The sequence below is a fragment of the Pseudomonas sp. IT-P395 genome (genome assembly GCF_949767675.1).
Taxonomy (GTDB): Bacteria; Pseudomonadota; Gammaproteobacteria; order Pseudomonadales; family Pseudomonadaceae; genus Aquipseudomonas.
Window position 1 is genome coordinate 65824 of record NZ_CATKPW010000008.1, and the last position, 16003, is coordinate 81826.

Genomic DNA, 16003 nt, shown 5'->3' on the forward strand with positions numbered 1-16003 from the left:
GCTGATCGGGGTTTTTCTTCCATACGGTTGCCCGTCCTGACGGCCAGCGAAGTCTGGACCCACTCGGTTCAAGGAGATACACATGAAACGTTCTGTACTGTTAGGTCTGTTCGTTACTGCATCGATGATGGCTTCCACTTCGTTCGCCGCGGACAAGCCTGCTGACCTGTGTGATGCGAATATTCAAACCATTCAAAGTGGCAAGGCGCAGTTGTCTGCGAACCCAGAACTGAGCCAGCGCGCTGAAGCCAGTGTGACCAGAGCCCAGTCGCTCAAGGCCGAGGGCAAGATCGATGACTGTGTTGCGGAAACCTCGCAAACCATCGTAGAACTGCGCAAAGCCACCGGCACCAACAACTGATCAGCGTCCCGGCCAACCTTCGGGTTGGCCTTACGGGCTGATTGGCGTACACTGCGCAGGCTTGTTGCTCAAACAGATGTACTGAGCAATGAGTTCGGGGCCGTTTAGGATTCGACGCCGGTTGCGAAACTTTAGGTGCATGCCGACTTGGTAACAGAAGTCGTAAATCCACTGTTGCAACTACTTATAGTTGCCAATGACGACCAATACGGTGTTGCTCTCGCTGCTTAATTGCAGCTGACAATGCTCCTGGTACCTTCGGGTCCAGCAATCATCAGGGGATGTCTGTAAACCCAAAATGATTGTCATATAGAACAGAATCGCCGTGCAGTACGTTGTGGACGAAGCGGCTAAAACTTACACAACTCGCCCAAAGCACCCTGCCCTTCGGGTCGCTGAGGGTTAACTTAATAGAAACGGCTACGCATGTAGTACCGACAGCGGAGTACTGGCGGACGGGGGTTCAAATCCCCCCGGCTCCACCAACTCTCAACGACAAAGCCCGCCAAGTGCGGGCTTTGTCGCATCTGGCCGTCCCATCCAGCCCCTACCGCCAAAAACCAATCCCTCCCCGCACACATCAATGCTCATGCCGATGATGCACATCCGGAAAATGCGCATGGCTATGCCGCATCGGCACATGCACATGCGAATGACTGTGCGGCTCCCTACCATCCCATTCAAACCCGTGCGTATGCTGATGATGCTCGTCGTGTATGTGGCGATGCTCATGCTCGAGCCGTTCGTGCTGGTGCTCATGACTATGGTTTTCCATCAGGTGAATCCACACCCCCACAGCCATCAACGCTGCTGCGAGCAGGAACATCAGCGATACCGACTCGCCTAGTAGCAGAATCGAGATCGCTGCGCCCAGAAACGGCGCGGTGGAAAAGTACGCGCCGGTGCGCGCACTGCCCAGCCCGCGCAGGGCGAGGACGAACATCACCAGGCTGACGCCGTAGCCGAGAAACCCGACCAGCAGGATGGGCACCAGCGAGTCGGCTGCGGGCAGATGTTTGCCGATGAACAAGGCGAGGCCGCAGTTGACCAACCCCGCCACAAGACCTTTGCTGCCCGCGATAAACAGTGCATCCGAGGCAGAGACCTTACGCGTCAGGTTGTTGTCGATGGCCCAGCAAAAGCAGGCGAACGCGACGGCCAGCGGGCCTGTCCAGTCCTGCGCCGACACGGCCTCTTGCGGCCAGGACAACACGACACCACCGGCCACGATGGCGAGCATGCCGATCACGATTCGCCGATCGGCGTTTTCCCTGAACACGACCCACGCTAGCAGTGCCGTGAGCACTGATTCCAGATTGAGCATCAGTGACGCGCTCGCGCCGGATGTTCTGGTCAAACCGAACATCAATGCCACTGGCGCCAGTACACCGCCGAAGCCGATGGCTCCGATCAGCCACGGCCATTCGCCGGTGCCGAGTCCGGAGCGCTGCCAGCCTCGATCGCGGGCAAAACGCAGGACGGTCAGACCCAGCCCGCTGCCCAGATAGAGCAACCCGGCCAATAGAATCGGTGAAATCTGTACCCCCAACAGCTTGGCGAGTGGCGTACTGGCGCCAAACAATGCTGCCGCAACCAACGCGTAGAGCACGCTCACATTCATGACGAAATCACTCGCTCGGGCTGATGGAATGCCGGTGATGATCATGGCAGAACTCAGGTGAGAATTATGTGAACGGTTTCCTGATGGATCGAACATCCAACGCTGGCCGCCCCTTCAAGCACACGCTCAAATCCAGCAACATTTAATCCGCGCAATCCAGGACGCTGGCTCGACGCAGCCTCTATGCTGCAAACATCGAGATGAATGGAGTTGAAGATGAAGATCTGGATCGCCGCCACGCTGGCGGCACTGATTTCCCTGCCTGTCCACGCAGCAGATGCTGGCGCTGTGCGCGTCGAACCGATCGCTTTCACAACCAGCGCGGACAGGGTCCAGCGCAAACAGTCGATCAAGGGTGACCAAACGGCGGAGTACCGATTCAACGCCAGGACCGGCCAGATGCTCACCGTCGATTTCAAACCATCCAACACCTCCGCTTACTTCAACATTACTGCCAAGGGCGCGGATTACGCACTGTTCAACGGCTCGATCATGGGCAATCACTTTTCCGGCACCTTACCTTCCGATGGCGAGTACACCGTTCAGGTATACCTCATGCGCAATGCGGCACGGCGCAACGAAGTCGCCAACTATGCGTTGTCTCTGAGGCTCGCCACTGCTGATGCGGCGGACGGGACGAAACCGTTCGAGCAGACATTGGAATTGCAGGGCATCCGCTTTCACGTCAGCCGTGAACAGGCCGATGGCCAACCCGTTTTGCGCATTGAACCCAAAGGCCTGGAAATCGACAACAGCGCGATTACCCGGCCGCTCAAGGGCGATATCGTCCGCGCCGAGATTGGCGACCTGAACAACGACGGCTCGCCCGAAATCTACGTTTTCACCCGCATTCCAGGACGCGGCATGCCGGGCGAGCTGATTGCCTATTCAGCCAACAACAAGAAATCCCTGAGCGAAATCTACCTGCGCCCGGTCAGCGACAATCCAAACATCGCCGAGGGCTATCAGGGCGAGGATTCGTTTGCGGTGGTGGAAAACGCCTTGGTGCAGCGCTTCCCGATATATGACAGCACTGACGCAGGCGCAGGCCGCACGGGGAAGATGCGCCAGGTTCAATACACGTTGGTGACGGGCGAGGCCGGGTGGGTTCTGCGCGAAGATAAGGTGGCGGAGGATTGAGTTCCCGTCCGGACCACACGTCTTGAAAGGACTATCCGTGATCACCGCGACTGCCGTTTGGTTTTATCGCCACGCCCGCCTTCCCACATCGAACGTCCTAGGAAAATTCCTGCAACACGCGTCGACTTTGATGAACTGGTGCACAGTTCCTCAGGGCGTTACGCTCCACGACCACTGCCATCCAGCGGACGGTTTGGCAGCCGCAATTGCAGTGAATGTTCACTCCACGGAGCTACGTCATGAAGAAAATCCCCCGTCTTTCGCTGGTTGGCCCGGCACCGTCCGACGCGCCAACGTCCAGCACCCAACCGCAATCGAATAACAGCGCACACAGCGAAGCGCACAAACGGCGCCGTAGCATCCCGCTCAATCAACTCATCAGGGTGCGCGACGATGTCGACACCCTGACCCTGCTCACCCACGCCAGCGAGATCCTCGATTCCCTCGCGGCCATCAGCGCAAACTTTGCCGATGAGTTCGACGGCTCCAAGCGCCATGTGGCGGTGGCGATGAAGCAACTGAGCGCACTGGCCGAGATCCTGATTTGTCGGGCACGGGACAATCTTGATCCGCAGAAACCACAGAACACTACCGGGCCTGAAACCCGCCATTGACGGGCGAAAATCCAGCGTTCGGTTGCGCATCGGACTGCATTGGGGCCGCCCATCGAGATGAATTTTTCTTCACTGCAGCTGCGCGGCCAACCCTTGTACAGTCCGCTCGCTCATTCAAGAAACTACGGTTCGCCCGCGCTCCTGCGGGCTTTTTTTTGCCTGAAATAAAGCCCCTTCCTCGCCACGACTTGCCGTGACCCCGCTGATTGCGCGACTCTGCCGGAAGATCCCAAACCCCGGAGCGCCCGATGCCGCTGTTGACCCTGCCCTGCCAACGCCTGACGCTCGCGATACTTTCACCGGAGCAGGCCGAGCTGGAAAGCGAGTTCTACCGACGCAACCAGCGCCACCTCGCGCCATGGTCTCCGATCCGCACCACTGAATATTTTTCCACCGAGCAGATTCGCCGGCGCCTTGAAATACAGGCCAGCGTATTCGAGGCCGGGCTGGCCATGCATTTTGCGCTGTTGACGCCGGATGGCCAGCAGATGATCGGCGCGTGCAACTTCAGCGGCATTATTCGCGGTGCCTTTCAGGCGTGTTATCTGGGCTATCACATCGATGAGGCCCAACAGGGTCAGGGCCTGATGCAGGAAGCGCTGGAGGCGGGTATCGGTTACATGTTCGACACACAGAACCTGCATCGGATCATGGCCAACTACATTCCCGGCAACGAGCGCAGTGAGCGCTTGCTTGAGCGTCTGGGCTTCGAGCGCGAGGGTTACGCCAAGGCGTATCTGAACATTGCCGGGCGCTGGCAGGATCATGTGCTGACGGCGCTGGTCAATCCGCTGTTCGAAACGCCGGAGAAGCGTTGGTCACGACAACTGGCCTAGCTTCACAATTTGTTCAGGATTGCCGACGTATGCTCAGGCCTCCCGCCCCTCCCGGTTGCCTGAACCCCATGTCGCGTGCCGTCACTTCGCTGTTTCTGCTTGCCGCCCTGCTGTTTTTCTTCGCATTGGGCGGCCATCAATTGCAAGGCTCCACCGAGGCCCGCGTGGCTGGCATCGCCATGGAGATGCATTTGGACGACGACTGGGTGACACCTCGTCTGTTTGGTGAACCGTTTCTGGAAAAACCACCGTTAAGCCTGTGGCTGGATGCTGGCGCCATGCGTGTGTTCGGCGTTTCACCGTGGGCCGTGCGGCTGGCGTCGGCGGTGGCGGGCTTGCTCAGCGTGATGCTGCTGTACGGCATGTTGCGGCGTTTCGAGCGGCCGAAAATGATTGCCTGGACCGCAGGCATTCTGCTCGCGACCATGGCCAGTTACTGGAGCAACGTGCGCGGGGTCGGTGAGGACGCGTTGCTCGCCCTCGGCGTGACCACCGCGCTGCTGGCCTTTTTCCAGGCGCAACGGGCGTCGACCGCGGGCAACTCGCTGTTGTTTGTCGTTGGGATCGCCATCGCTACATTGAGCAAGGGTGTGCTGGGGCTGGCCATGCCGGGCGTGGTGATTTTCGCCTATCTGCTGGCCGACAGCCTGATGGACAAGCGCCTGAAAATCGCCGACTGGCTGCGCCCGGGTTTACTGACACTGGTCGGTTTGATTCCGCTGCTGATCTGGCTCGTCATCCTCTTCCAGCACGGCGGTGCGCAGGCCGTCAAAGAGGTGCTGCTGACCAACAGCGTCGGGCGCTTCAGCGGTTCGTTCGTCGAAGCCGGGCACTATGAACCGTTCTATTACTACCTGGCCAAACTGCCGGAAGCCTTCCTGCCGTGGAATATTCTGGTGTACCTGGGGCTCTGGCATTTCCGCAAACAATTGAAGGCCGACCGTTACCTGCTGTTTTTCAGCCTGTGGATCGTGGCGCAATTCATCATGCTGACGTTGGCGTCGAGCAAACGCACGGTGTATCTGATGTCGATGACACCGGCCGCCGCGGTGATCGCTGCGGAGTATGCAGGGGTGCTGTTTGAGCGATTGAAGCAGTACGAATCCGGTAATGGATTCGTAGGCCGAATCGCCCGGCATCGTCAGATACTGGCAGTCGGTGTGCTCACGCTGGTGATCGGCAGTTACCTCGCCGCCGCGCAGTGGGCACTGCCCCACGCCGACAAAAAGCTTTCGTTCCTGCCGTTGAGCGCTGAAATTCAGACGCTGCAAACCGCTGGGCATCAAGTCGCGCTGTTTCAGGCCAATGAGCGGGTCGGTGGCGCTACGGTCTTCTATACCCAGCAAGTGCTCAAAGGCCTGGATACCGAAGTGCAGTTGCGAGATTTCCTCGCGGCCTCGCCATCCCATGTCGTGGTGATGGCTGGCGACAGCGAACCCGCCGCCCCACTGAAAGTGCTCAAGACCATGATGGTCGGACGACAGGCGTATTACTTCGTCGGCTATTGAGACCTGCGCAGGCCCATAAAAAACCCGCCGTGATGGCGGGTTTTCATTTCATCTGAACGGGTTCAGAGAGAGACCTCAGGCTGCGCACTGAAAGCTTTCTGTGCGCGCTTGCCCAGCACCGGCACATCCAGCCGCGCGCGTCCGTAGAAGGCCAACGCCGTCAGTAAACACGCCAGCCACACGAAGATTCCGGCCCAGAACGTGTGGGACATGTAGTGCCAGCCTTGCAGGACGCGAGTAGTGCCATAAACGAACCCCAGCAACAGCGAGCCCCACAAGATGGCACTGGAAAAACGCCATTGATAACGTCGCGCCACGAAATACAGCGCCAGCATGGTGAAGCCGCCCGACGCATGACCACCCGGCCAGCACCGGCCACTCCCGGCTTCATGGAACAGTTGAAAATTGCTGTACCACTCAACGTGAGCCATTTTGCCGCCGTACAACGTGGTCTCGATCGGGCAGTAAACGCTGGTGTGGGATTTGAGGAAATGAATCACCCCGGTGCAGACCGCAAATGCGACCACCACAAACAGAAAATCCCTACGATGATCAGCGGCAAATCGCAGCACTGGCGCGACTTTGCTGCGCTCCAGCATTGCACCGAGTCGCGGACGTTTCTGCGGATTGACCAATGGCCAGACCAGCGATAACAGCGCGCCGATCAGGGCGATTTCTGCCGTCCAGTTGGGAATGATCCGCGCCCATTTATGCGTGAGCTTTTCGAAGAAGTGGATTTTGTCGAGTGGGAAGGTCTGCGTCAGCGGATCGAACAGCAGGTTGCTGAAGGCGATGTCGATCTTGGTCATGTCGAACATCAGGAACACCAGCGCCGCACAGGCCAACGGAATACCAAAGTTGTAAGCGTAGAAGCGGGATTTCATCGGGTATTCACCGTGCGCCAGTCGGAGGCTTCAATAAAGCCGAGCATCTTGGGAGCCGCCGGGCTGGCAGCGGAAACAAACAATGACGAGCCATAACCCATGTCCGAGGTCGGCACTTTGAGGTCTTTCTCGATTTGCGCCATGCATTCGCTGTGGGTCACCAGGACCAGATTGCGACCGGGCAGCTTGTGGGCCAGCGCATCCTGCAACATGCGACCACGGCAGTTGATCAACCAATCGTCACCGCTGGCGGCATGGTTGAACATGTAACCGGCGGTCTGCACCGTGCGCATCGATGGGCTGTTATAGATGTCGGCGTTGTTCAGACCCAGTTGTTCGAACCTTGCACCGACCGCCACCGCGACACTGCGTGAGCGATCGGTGATGCCGTCGTTGCCACTCAGGCAGGCAGCTTTAGAGTGATCGCAGCGCTCGACGTGACGCACCAGCACGATCATCTCGCCCTTGGCCCAGCCCGTCGCCAACGCTTGCGCACCCGCCACGTTGCCGTGGGCCAGGTCCGGCACCGCCGCCGGCGCCAGCAACCACAGGGTCAGTGGCATAACCAATACCGATGCCGCCAACACCACCCAAGTGTTGCGAAAACGCGCCAAAAAGCTCAGATCGATCGAGCGTTTGACGCCGAACAGACTCAGTCTCAATTCCACAAAAACCGCCTCGCCACTCTGCATCACGGGTTCATTCGATGCGGCGAAGGTACAGAGGCGGGCGTAGGCAGCCAGTGAAACCCATGTGAAAAAAGTCTTGGGATCCGATGTTACAAATTCCGTAGGACAAAATCCTTTCAGCTCTGGGAAATGCGGCCGATACAAACCTGCTAACACCCTTGCTGGCTCAAAAAAACAACAATCTTCCAGCCTAACTGACGACAAGAAACCCAACGTTTCTGGAGGATTTTTGATGAATAGCTGGTTCGGCAACATCAGCGTGAACATGAAATTAGGCCTGGGCTTCGGCCTGGTGCTGGCCCTGACCTGCGTGCTGGCCCTGACAGGCTGGACCAGCCTCGGTGGCCTGATCGACCGCAGCAACTGGATGAGCGATATCACCCAGCTCAATGCCGGTCTGACCAAACTGCGCGTGGTGCGCCTGCAGTACATGCTGACCAACGGCGATGAAACCGCCGCGCAGAATGTGCAGACCACCCTCGAAAGCTTCGCCGCGCAGCAACAGAAGCTGATCAACAGCTTCAAGAGCCCGGAAAACGTCAAACTGCTCAAGGAGCAGGCAGCGACCATCGCTGAATACCAGACGTCGCTGAACAAAATGCGTAACGCCTATCGCACCGGCAACAGCGCCCGCGACAGCATGAGCGTGAGTGCCGAGACCGCATACAACCAGATCGAATCGATCAGCAAACGCGTGCAGCAGATGGACATGAGCGAGCAGCGTTTCGAACAGTTCCAGGCGATCACCGCCGCCAAGGAAGCGTTCATCCTCGCGCGCTACGAAGTGCGCGGTTACACCGCCACCACCAACGCCGAAACCGAGCAGAAAGCCATCGGCCAGATTGACGCCGCCATTGCCAGCCTCAAGCAACTGAACGTGCATTTCGCCGACTCTCAGCAAGACGCCCTGCGTCAGCTGGAAACCGCACTGGTCAACTATCGCAGCGCGTTGATGGCGTATAAAAATGCCAACACCGACGCCGTGCAGGCGCGTAAGGAAATGACTGATCAGGGCGCCGCCATCGTCACTACGAGCGAGCAGCTGTACCAGATCCAGCTCGACCGTCGTGACATCGAAAGTGCCCAAGCGCGCACCTTCCAGTTGATCAGCACCCTGCTCGCCCTGCTGGTTGGCGTGATTGCAGCGGTGATCATCACCCGTCAAATCACCCGTCCGCTGCAAGAAACCCTGGCCGTGGTCGAGCGCATCGCCAGCGGCGACCTGACCCAGAACGTCACCGTCACCCGCCGCGACGAACTCGGCGTGCTGCAACAAGGCATCGCCCGCATGGGTGTGACCCTGCGTGACTTGATCAGCGGCATCCGCGACGGCGTCACCCAGATTGCCAGCGCCGCTGAAGAACTGTCGGCCGTCACCGAGCAGACCAGCGCCGGTGTGAACAGCCAGAAAGTCGAGACCGATCAGGTCGCCACCGCCATGCACGAAATGACCGCCACCGTGCAGGAAGTCGCGCGCAACGCCGAAGAAGCCTCGCAAGCCGCTGCCGCCGCTGACGGCGAAGCCCGTGAGGGCGACAAAGTGGTCAACGAAGCCATCGCGCAGATCGAACGTCTGGCCAGCGAAGTGGTGCGTTCCACCGAAGCCATGAGCGTGCTGCAACAGGAAAGCGACAAGATCGGCAGCGTCATGGACGTGATCAAGGCTGTTGCTGAGCAGACCAACCTGCTGGCCCTCAACGCTGCGATCGAAGCCGCGCGCGCCGGTGAAGCCGGTCGTGGTTTTGCCGTGGTCGCCGACGAGGTTCGTGGCCTGGCTCAGCGCACACAGAAATCCACCGAGGAAATCGAAGGCCTGGTCGCCGGTCTGCAGAACGGCACCCAGCAAGTCTCCGCCGTGATGAGCAACAGCCGCGCCCTGACCGACAGCAGCGTCGCCCTGACCCGCAAGGCTGGCGCGTCGCTGGAAAACATCACCCGCACGGTGTCGAACATCCAGTCGATGAACCAGCAGATCGCCGCAGCGGCTGAGCAGCAGAGCGCCGTGGCTGAAGAGATCAGCCGCAGCATCATCAACGTACGCGACGTGTCGGAACAGACCGCAGCGGCGAGTGATGAGACGGCGGCGTCGAGTGTTGAACTGGCGCGTTTGGGAGGTCAGTTGCAGCAGATGGTCAGCCACTTCCGCGTTTGACCCTGATTCAGCGCTGAAGCTACAACCGCATCGCGAGCAGGCGAAGGCCTACAGGTAACGCGTCGATCACAGATTATGTGGGCGACGCCAATCCCCTGTAGAAGTGAGCCTGCTCGCGATTGCGTTAGACCTTTCACGGCATCCCGTCAAACCACACCGTGCATAAAAAACTCAACCGGCACTTTAAAGAACTCGGCGAATCCCTTTATCTGGGCAACGGTCATTTTTCGCTTGTTATTCAATATCTCTGAAACAGCACTCTGAGTTGCGATCTCAGACAAGTCCTTCTGTTTGACACCTCTTTCCGACAGCAGAAACGCCAGCGCTTCAGATTGGGACGAATAAGCAATCAACACCGTTTCATTCTCGTACTCATAAACCCGATCAGCCACAAACTCCGCAAATCGTGCCGCAGCATGATCCTCGGTGCTTGCGTGGGAATAAAGCTCATCAATCAGGGCCATTCGCACTTGCAGATCGTCATCATTTTTTATCGGATCATGGCAGGCAGACAACAACTTGGACAAAGTCGCTAGCTGATCGCCCAGTCCCTCAAGCATGGGTGAAATATCGGCTATGAAGGAATCCAGTCCTGTCGCTTCGACTTTATTACGCTTCATTGAGATCACCTGTATTTTCGTTAAACATAAATAGCGTATTTCATTCTGGCCAACTACTTGACATCACCCTTCCACCATTTGTCATATCCGGCATGGGGAAGAATGTCCTTGATATAGATAGTGCCAGTCTTCGTGTTGATCCACGTAATGACACGGCACTCGTTTTTCTTGATATCAAAAACGTAAATATCAAGCGGGCCTTTCTTGCTCGTCAGCCTCAGCTTCGAGTGAGGGATACGATCGACGTTCCAACCTGAGGCGCTGGCCCAGTCTTGACGAAGCTTCTCAAACGACTCGAAGCGCAGCGATGCTCTGTCGAAGATGGTTAGCCACAAGGTGAGAGGATCTCTCCACTGGCCATGAGTCTCAATGGCCCGCGCAACCGCCGCTTTTGTGATCACTCTCATACAATTATCGGTTCTGGTATCCCTACATGCAGCCAAATTATCTCAAATACAGATATCTGTAAAGCAGATATTTTTAGCTCTACAGAACAAACCCGAAGCCAAATGCATCAGTGGCTTCGGGCTCTTTCTGTCAGTGGTGGACTTAGACTTCAGTCATCACCGCGTCCCACGCTGCCGCAACGCCGACGGCATAAAATACGCATCCTCCGGCACCGGCTGCGCAAAATCGACAGTCTCCGCCTCTTCGTTATCAAGGTTCTGCACGTAGTAACGGCGCGCCTGCAAATCGTGGAACACGTCCAGCGCACTCCACGTGGTGGGCAGGTCGTAGAAGTTTTTCAGGTAAGCCATCGACACCCGCCACAACTCCCCTCGCCCGTCGTATTGATCAACCAGTGCCGCGCCCCAGCTGTCTTCATCGAGAAACAGCACACGCTTGGAATAGATGTGCCGCGACCCGGGTTTCAGGTTGCCTTCCACCACCCAGACCCGGTGCAACTCGTAGCGGGTGTATTGCGGATTGAGGTGGCCGGGGGTCAGCAACTGCGCGTATTTCACCTCGGGGCTGGCGACTTTGTAGTTGTTGTAGGGGATGTAGATTTCCTGTTTGCCCTTGAGCTTCCACTCGTAGCGATCCGGTGAGCCGTTGAACAGGTCGGTGTCGTCGGCGGTGCGCAGGCCATCGGAGGATGCGATCGGCGTGTCGTAAGCGAGGTTCGGTGCGCGGCGCACGCGACGTTGGCCGGCGTCGTAGATCCAGGCCTGGCGTGCGTCCTTGAGTTGATCGAGGGTTTCGTGCACCAGTGCAGCACCGCCGGCCAGTCGCGCCGGGCTTTTCACGAAGGCGAGGTAGTAGAACAGGATGTTTTTCAGGTCGGCGAACTGGCCGTTCGGGCGGTAGTAGTTGAACAGCGCTTCCTGCTGCGAGGTCACCAGCGCGAAGCTGCCGTTGCGCTGGACCGGTGCTTCGGAGGCGCGGCGCACGACGTAGATGCCGCGATAGCGAGTGATGTGGTTCCACAACACTTCAACGCCATCCTTGGGCACCGGAAAAGGTACGCCGCCGTAGGCATCTGAGAAGCCGCTGCCGCCTTCGAGCAATTTTGCTGAGGTGGCGTTTTTCAGGGTGTTGTCGTACAGCCATTGCGGTGCTGAGCCGGAGCGGCGGGACGGGTAGACCGGCATCTGAAAGGTGTCGGGATAGCTGTTGAACAGGGCGATCTGGCCGGGGCTGAGGTGGGCTTTGTATTGATCGAGATTGGCTTTGGTGATGGTGAACAGCGGTTTGTCGGCCGCGTACGGATCGGGGTGATGCTGGCCCGGTTTGTAGCCGGCCGGGGCTTGAGTGATGCCGCCGGTCCAGGCGGGGATGGTGCCGGCGGCGTTGCCCGCGCGCTCGGCGCCCATGGGGGTCAGGGTGGTTTTCAGTTGTTCGGCTTGTTGTGGGGTAATGGCGGCCAGAGCGGAGCTGGCAGCCAGGCCCAACACAAACCCTAGCGAAGCCTTGGTCAATCTTGAAGTGTGAACCATGATCTTCTCCAAAATACAGAAACCTGTGGGAGCTGCGGTGCGACGACTCGACTTGCCAGCGATTGCGCTGGGTCAGCCATCATTGATGTCGAATGTGCTGCCGTCATCGCGGGCAAGCCCGCTCCCACAGGGGGACGGGGTGCCGCAAGTTTTGTTCCGGGCAATCAAAGGAAATACTTGAGGTTGAACCCGACGTTGTCGCGGTCGCGAATGCCGTTGTTTTGCCCGCCGCCATAGAACTCGGTGTACTGCAACTCGGCTTCGAGCTTGTTCTGGTAGTTGGCCTTGATCCCCAGCGTGTAGGCCTTGCGACCTTCGATGGTGTTGCCGGCCTGATAGCTGTTGCCCTCGAAATCGTCCTTGTAAACGATGTAGGGCGAGACGTTGACCCCGGCGTACACGTCGTTCCAGGTGCCGTTGAGCATTGCCGTGTAGCTGTAGGAATTGCGGTTGACCTGATCGTCGCGATCACCGCCAGAGACATAGGAAAAGTTACCGGTGCCGGCGTAGTAACGACGACTGCCGTCATACGCAGTGTATTGCAGACTGCTGCCGCGCAGGTGTTCGGAGGCCAGTTCGAAGATGCCGAACAGCGAGTCGAACGAAGCCGTGGGGCCGAAGTTGTAAATGGTCCCCAGCGAGGTGTTGAACGCTTCCACACGCTCGGCGTTATTGATCTGGCTGTCGAGCGTCACCATCTGCCCGCCGACGTTGATCGACTTGCCGGTCACCGCTGCCGCTGCGCCGTTGGCCAGGTCACCGATCAGATCATTGGTGGCCGCGACGCCGATCGGCAGGTTCGGCCGATAAGCAATTTCACCAAACACCGACGCCTCACCCAACGTGGTGTTGAAGCTGAAGCCGTACATGCGAATATCTTCGGCGTAACGCCGATGCGCCTGGATATTGCCCATCACATCCGCCGTGGCCAGACCGTTGGCCAGCGCCCCGGCCTGACTGCCAGCGACGCCCGCCAGCAGATTGGTCAACGCATCCATGTCGATGCCTTTGTACCCGCCCAGATCCGCCGCGATGGTCGGTTCCTTGGCGTGGTAATTGACCATGTACAACCCGAACTCGGTGCTGTTGAGCTGCTCGGCGATGTAGCGAAAGGCAAAGCCGAACTGGCCATCGTTGCGCGCGTTGTAGTCCTTGCCGATGCTCGCCACTTTCAACGTATTGCCATAGGCCGGCGTCACGCCGTTGGCGTACAGGCCAGTGGTTTGCAGGGCGGAGCTCAGTAACGGGTTATTGCCCAACGCGCTGTACAAACCGATGACGTTGCCAAACCCCGGAACCGGCGTGTCGAGCGCTGTGCCGCTGAAGTTGTTGTAACCGGTGTTGCCTCCGTCAGCGAACAAGTCGGTTTGCGAGTAGAAGGTGCCGACCGGATCGATGCGGGTTTCCTTCCAGTTGGTCTGGTAGAAACTCTCCATGGTCAGCGAGTCGGTCAGGCCGATGTTGAAGCTCAGCGCCTCGACCGGCACCAGCACTTCCTTCACTTCCGCGCCAGGCAAGCGGTACTTGGCGGCGTCCACCGGGTTGGTGGTGTTGATCCCGCCGCGATAGAAAATCCCCTCGCCCCAGTTGAACACCTGCCGACCGATGCGCGCGGTCACCGGCATCTGCGCAACGTCCCAACTACCATGCACATAGGCGTCGAGCATCTCGATGCGGCTGCCGGCGATGTCGCGGGTCTGACTGGTGAAATGATCGTCCTGCGGGTAGCTCTGGCTCGGTTGCGACGGGCTGTTGTTGTCGTAGTAGTCGTTGCGCTTGTCCATCAGTTGCGTGTCGTAGAACGCGGTGCCGCGCACAAACAAACCGTAATTCTGATAGTTGGCTTCAAGCTCGGAGGTGATCTTGTACACCTCGGAAACCAGCCCGGTGTCGAAGTTGCGATTGCCGTCGTTGGTGTTGACGTCATCGTTAGTCTTGTCGCGGCCCTGCACCCGCCACAAACGACCGTAGGACAAGGTCGTGTCGAGGGAGCCGGTGACCTGCTTGTCCATCAGGCTGAACTCCACCGCGTGCGCCGCATCGACTGCGCACAGTTGCAGCAGCCCGGCCAGGCCGACACCGGGGAGCGCGGCGCCCGTCAGGCGCAATCGAGAGTTGATCATGTGTTCCTCCTTCCCTGTTTTTATTGTTTTGGTGTTCGTTACCGCGCTACGGCGCCAATCCCGCGCTGACGTAAATCCGGCTGTGCGCGCCGAAATGCCCGAGCAACTTCAACAGCTGCTGGTTGAGTGCCGGGTGGTCAAAATCTTCGCTATGAAGTTGATTGCCGCGGCTGAAATCACTGCTGACGGGCGCGGTTTCCAGCCACTGGCCGATGGCCTCGTCGAACGCTGCGGAATCGTTGACCGACTCGGCACTGACCACTTCGCGCAGGTAGTCGACCGAGTACGGCGGGTAGGTTTTGTCCTGAGCCACATCGGCGTAAGCCGCCAGCATCGGGTGCGGCTGACCGGTGCGCAGCAATCGGCGCAGCCAGGTCGACTGGTACTTCTCCACTTCCATGTGTCGAGTGGCGACGCGTTCGATCGAGGCTTGTTTGTCCTCAGCGAAACCGGCGATTGCCTTGCCTTCCAGCAACAGAAGACTGGCCAGGTCGACACCGGGCAACGGCTTGGCGTGATACGGCTGGGTCAGGTCCTGAATGTGGTGCAGGCCCCAACCAAGAAAACGATAACCCCAATACGGATGACCGCTGGCAAACGCCAATCGCGCCAGGCCCATGTATTGATAGGCGCGCCAGTCCGGCCAACTGCGTTCAAGGAAACCAGCAGCGGCATACACCACCGCGCTTTCATGGAAGAAGCCCATGTGGAACGGCGCCTGCGAGCTGTACTGGAAACGCGCGTCGCCGAACGGCTGCGGGCCGAAGCCATAGGCCGCGCCGACTGCGCCGGGGTTGTCGCTGAACAGGTTGATGTCGTGGCCGTAATCCGGTTCGTCGGCGGCGCTGGCGAGCACCACGAGAGGCGCGACTTTTTCGTGCTCGGTAACGACGATGAAACGCTGGCGATTCCACGGTGACAGGGTTTGCTCGACCATGACTTGATTGGCCTGCAAGTGCTCACGCTCGGGCAGGTCTTTGCCGGGCAATGGCTGGATGACCATTGCCAGATGTATTTCGGGATTGATGCGCAGCGCCGAGAGGAAATCGTGGCGCAGATTGTCACTCGGCACTGCGGGCAATTTCAGCTTGTCGGGGCGTGGCGGGTATTGCGCGAAGTGCTCGCGGGCGAAGCTTTCCTGTTGCTCCAGCAGCGCCAGCACGGCCGGGTATTGCTCGGTGAGAAACCGCTCCAGCGGCTCGACTTCAACCTGCGGTGCATCACGCAACGCCGGCAGATCCTGCAACGCCAGATAGCTGCCGACCGTATGGTTCGACCAGCCCCAGGCGCTCGGGGCCGTTGCACAAAGCAGCAACAGGAGGAAGGTCAGCTTCATTGCTTGTCGTTCTTATAGGAGGTGCCGTGGGGGATGAGCCTAACAACCGACCCCGGCGCTGACACTGTCCGATCTCACCAGAAAAGTTCTCCGATGGCGCCACATCGAATCGCAATACGCTCCCTGTAGGAGCTGCCGAAGGCTGCGATCTTTTGACGTTGATCTTAAAAAACAAGATCAAA

14 protein-coding genes, 1 other RNA gene and 1 pseudogene are annotated in these 16003 nt (G+C 58.7%); 8 read left to right on the forward strand and 8 right to left on the reverse strand.

Annotated features, from left to right (window positions below; translation table 11 throughout):
- The first annotated feature begins 82 nt into the window (after positions 1-82).
- Together ACM6IN_RS07115 and ssrA are read left to right on the forward strand one after the other, a co-directional pair.
- Positions 83-361, forward strand: coding sequence for a hypothetical protein (locus ACM6IN_RS07115; protein ID WP_064387864.1), 279 nt, complete (start codon positions 83-85; stop codon positions 359-361).
- Between the two features lie 96 nt (positions 362-457).
- Positions 458-846, forward strand: a transfer-messenger RNA (tmRNA) gene (gene ssrA / locus ACM6IN_RS07120).
- Between the two features lie 95 nt (positions 847-941).
- On the opposite strand, the gene ACM6IN_RS07125 is transcribed toward ssrA, so the two are convergent.
- Complete coding sequence (locus tag ACM6IN_RS07125) at positions 942-1982, reverse strand: EamA family transporter (protein ID WP_414915682.1); 1041 nt, start codon at positions 1980-1982, stop codon at positions 942-944.
- A 216-nt stretch (positions 1983-2198) separates the two neighbouring features.
- Between ACM6IN_RS07125 and ACM6IN_RS07130 the strand changes: the two genes are divergently transcribed.
- The 4 genes from ACM6IN_RS07130 to ACM6IN_RS07145 all read left to right on the forward strand — a co-directional run bounded on the left by ACM6IN_RS07130 (position 2199) and on the right by ACM6IN_RS07145 (position 6080).
- Positions 2199-3122, forward strand: coding sequence for a hypothetical protein (locus ACM6IN_RS07130; RefSeq protein ID WP_414915651.1), 924 nt, complete (start codon positions 2199-2201; stop codon positions 3120-3122).
- 239 nt (positions 3123-3361) lie between these two features.
- Positions 3362-3736, forward strand: coding sequence for a DUF6124 family protein (locus ACM6IN_RS07135; RefSeq protein WP_414893446.1), 375 nt, complete (start codon positions 3362-3364; stop codon positions 3734-3736).
- A gap of 248 nt (positions 3737-3984) precedes the next feature.
- The gene (rimJ, locus tag ACM6IN_RS07140) at positions 3985-4572 is read left to right on the forward strand and encodes a ribosomal protein S5-alanine N-acetyltransferase (protein WP_414915652.1); all 588 of its coding nucleotides are present in this window, start codon (positions 3985-3987) and stop codon (positions 4570-4572) included.
- Between the two features lie 68 nt (positions 4573-4640).
- A complete protein-coding gene (locus ACM6IN_RS07145; protein WP_414915653.1) occupies positions 4641-6080 on the forward strand; it encodes an ArnT family glycosyltransferase in 1440 nt (479 codons plus the stop codon).
- Positions 6081-6142: 62 nt separating this feature from the next.
- Here ACM6IN_RS07145 and ACM6IN_RS07150 read toward each other — a convergent pair whose 3' ends face one another.
- Together ACM6IN_RS07150 and ACM6IN_RS07155 are read right to left on the reverse strand one after the other, a co-directional pair.
- A complete protein-coding gene (locus tag ACM6IN_RS07150) occupies positions 6143-6964 on the reverse strand; it encodes a phosphatase PAP2 family protein (protein WP_414915654.1) in 822 nt (273 codons plus the stop codon).
- Complete coding sequence (locus ACM6IN_RS07155; RefSeq protein ID WP_414915655.1) at positions 6961-7632, reverse strand: histidine phosphatase family protein; 672 nt, start codon at positions 7630-7632, stop codon at positions 6961-6963. Before ACM6IN_RS07155 ends, ACM6IN_RS07150 begins: the two co-directional genes overlap by 4 nt.
- 388 nt (positions 7633-8020) lie before the next feature.
- Between ACM6IN_RS07155 and ACM6IN_RS07160 the strand changes: the two are divergent.
- Together ACM6IN_RS07160 and ACM6IN_RS07165 are read left to right on the forward strand one after the other, a co-directional pair.
- A pseudogene (locus tag ACM6IN_RS07160) lies at positions 8021-8947 on the forward strand (methyl-accepting chemotaxis protein); the annotation flags it as partial.
- A 144-nt stretch (positions 8948-9091) separates the two neighbouring features.
- Positions 9092-9805, forward strand: a complete 714-nt coding sequence (locus tag ACM6IN_RS07165; protein ID WP_371042694.1) for a methyl-accepting chemotaxis protein — start codon at positions 9092-9094, stop codon at positions 9803-9805.
- A 146-nt stretch (positions 9806-9951) separates the two neighbouring features.
- On the opposite strand, the gene ACM6IN_RS07170 is transcribed toward ACM6IN_RS07165, so the two are convergent.
- The 5 genes from ACM6IN_RS07170 to ACM6IN_RS07190 form a co-directional block, all read right to left on the reverse strand.
- Positions 9952-10425 carry a helix-turn-helix domain-containing protein gene (locus tag ACM6IN_RS07170; protein WP_100846304.1) on the reverse strand — a complete coding sequence of 158 codons (474 nt, stop codon included), beginning with the start codon at positions 10423-10425 and terminating at the stop codon, positions 9952-9954.
- A gap of 53 nt (positions 10426-10478) precedes the next feature.
- A complete protein-coding gene (locus ACM6IN_RS07175) occupies positions 10479-10832 on the reverse strand; it encodes a type II toxin-antitoxin system HigB family toxin (RefSeq protein WP_228759094.1) in 354 nt (117 codons plus the stop codon).
- 156 nt (positions 10833-10988) lie between these two features.
- A complete protein-coding gene (locus tag ACM6IN_RS07180; RefSeq protein WP_414915656.1) occupies positions 10989-12362 on the reverse strand; it encodes a DUF1329 domain-containing protein in 1374 nt (457 codons plus the stop codon).
- 164 nt (positions 12363-12526) lie between these two features.
- Positions 12527-14485: a DUF1302 domain-containing protein gene (locus ACM6IN_RS07185; protein ID WP_414915657.1), complete on the reverse strand. Its 1959-nt coding sequence runs from the start codon at positions 14483-14485 to the stop codon at positions 12527-12529.
- A gap of 46 nt (positions 14486-14531) precedes the next feature.
- A complete protein-coding gene (locus ACM6IN_RS07190) occupies positions 14532-15821 on the reverse strand; it encodes a phospholipase (protein WP_414915658.1) in 1290 nt (429 codons plus the stop codon).
- Positions 15822-16003 lie beyond the last annotated feature (182 nt).

Excerpts from the sequence above, each read along its gene's own strand:
- ACM6IN_RS07115 (WP_064387864.1), top strand. The coding sequence starts at position 83 with ATGAAACGTTCTGTACTGTTAGGTCTGTTCGTTACTGCATCGATGATG.
- ACM6IN_RS07125 (WP_414915682.1), bottom strand. The coding sequence starts at position 1,982 with ATGAATGTGAGCGTGCTCTACGCGTTGGTTGCGGCAGCATTGTTTGGC.
- ACM6IN_RS07130 (WP_414915651.1), top strand. The coding sequence starts at position 2,199 with ATGAAGATCTGGATCGCCGCCACGCTGGCGGCACTGATTTCCCTGCCT.
- ACM6IN_RS07135 (WP_414893446.1), top strand. The coding sequence starts at position 3,362 with ATGAAGAAAATCCCCCGTCTTTCGCTGGTTGGCCCGGCACCGTCCGAC.
- rimJ (WP_414915652.1), top strand. The coding sequence starts at position 3,985 with ATGCCGCTGTTGACCCTGCCCTGCCAACGCCTGACGCTCGCGATACTT.
- ACM6IN_RS07145 (WP_414915653.1), top strand. The coding sequence starts at position 4,641 with ATGTCGCGTGCCGTCACTTCGCTGTTTCTGCTTGCCGCCCTGCTGTTT.
- ACM6IN_RS07150 (WP_414915654.1), bottom strand. The coding sequence starts at position 6,964 with ATGAAATCCCGCTTCTACGCTTACAACTTTGGTATTCCGTTGGCCTGT.
- ACM6IN_RS07165 (WP_371042694.1), top strand. The coding sequence starts at position 9,092 with ATGCACGAAATGACCGCCACCGTGCAGGAAGTCGCGCGCAACGCCGAA.
- ACM6IN_RS07170 (WP_100846304.1), bottom strand. The coding sequence starts at position 10,425 with ATGAAGCGTAATAAAGTCGAAGCGACAGGACTGGATTCCTTCATAGCC.
- ACM6IN_RS07175 (WP_228759094.1), bottom strand. The coding sequence starts at position 10,832 with ATGAGAGTGATCACAAAAGCGGCGGTTGCGCGGGCCATTGAGACTCAT.
- ACM6IN_RS07180 (WP_414915656.1), bottom strand. The coding sequence starts at position 12,362 with ATGGTTCACACTTCAAGATTGACCAAGGCTTCGCTAGGGTTTGTGTTG.
- ACM6IN_RS07185 (WP_414915657.1), bottom strand. The coding sequence starts at position 14,485 with ATGATCAACTCTCGATTGCGCCTGACGGGCGCCGCGCTCCCCGGTGTC.
- ACM6IN_RS07190 (WP_414915658.1), bottom strand. The coding sequence starts at position 15,821 with ATGAAGCTGACCTTCCTCCTGTTGCTGCTTTGTGCAACGGCCCCGAGC.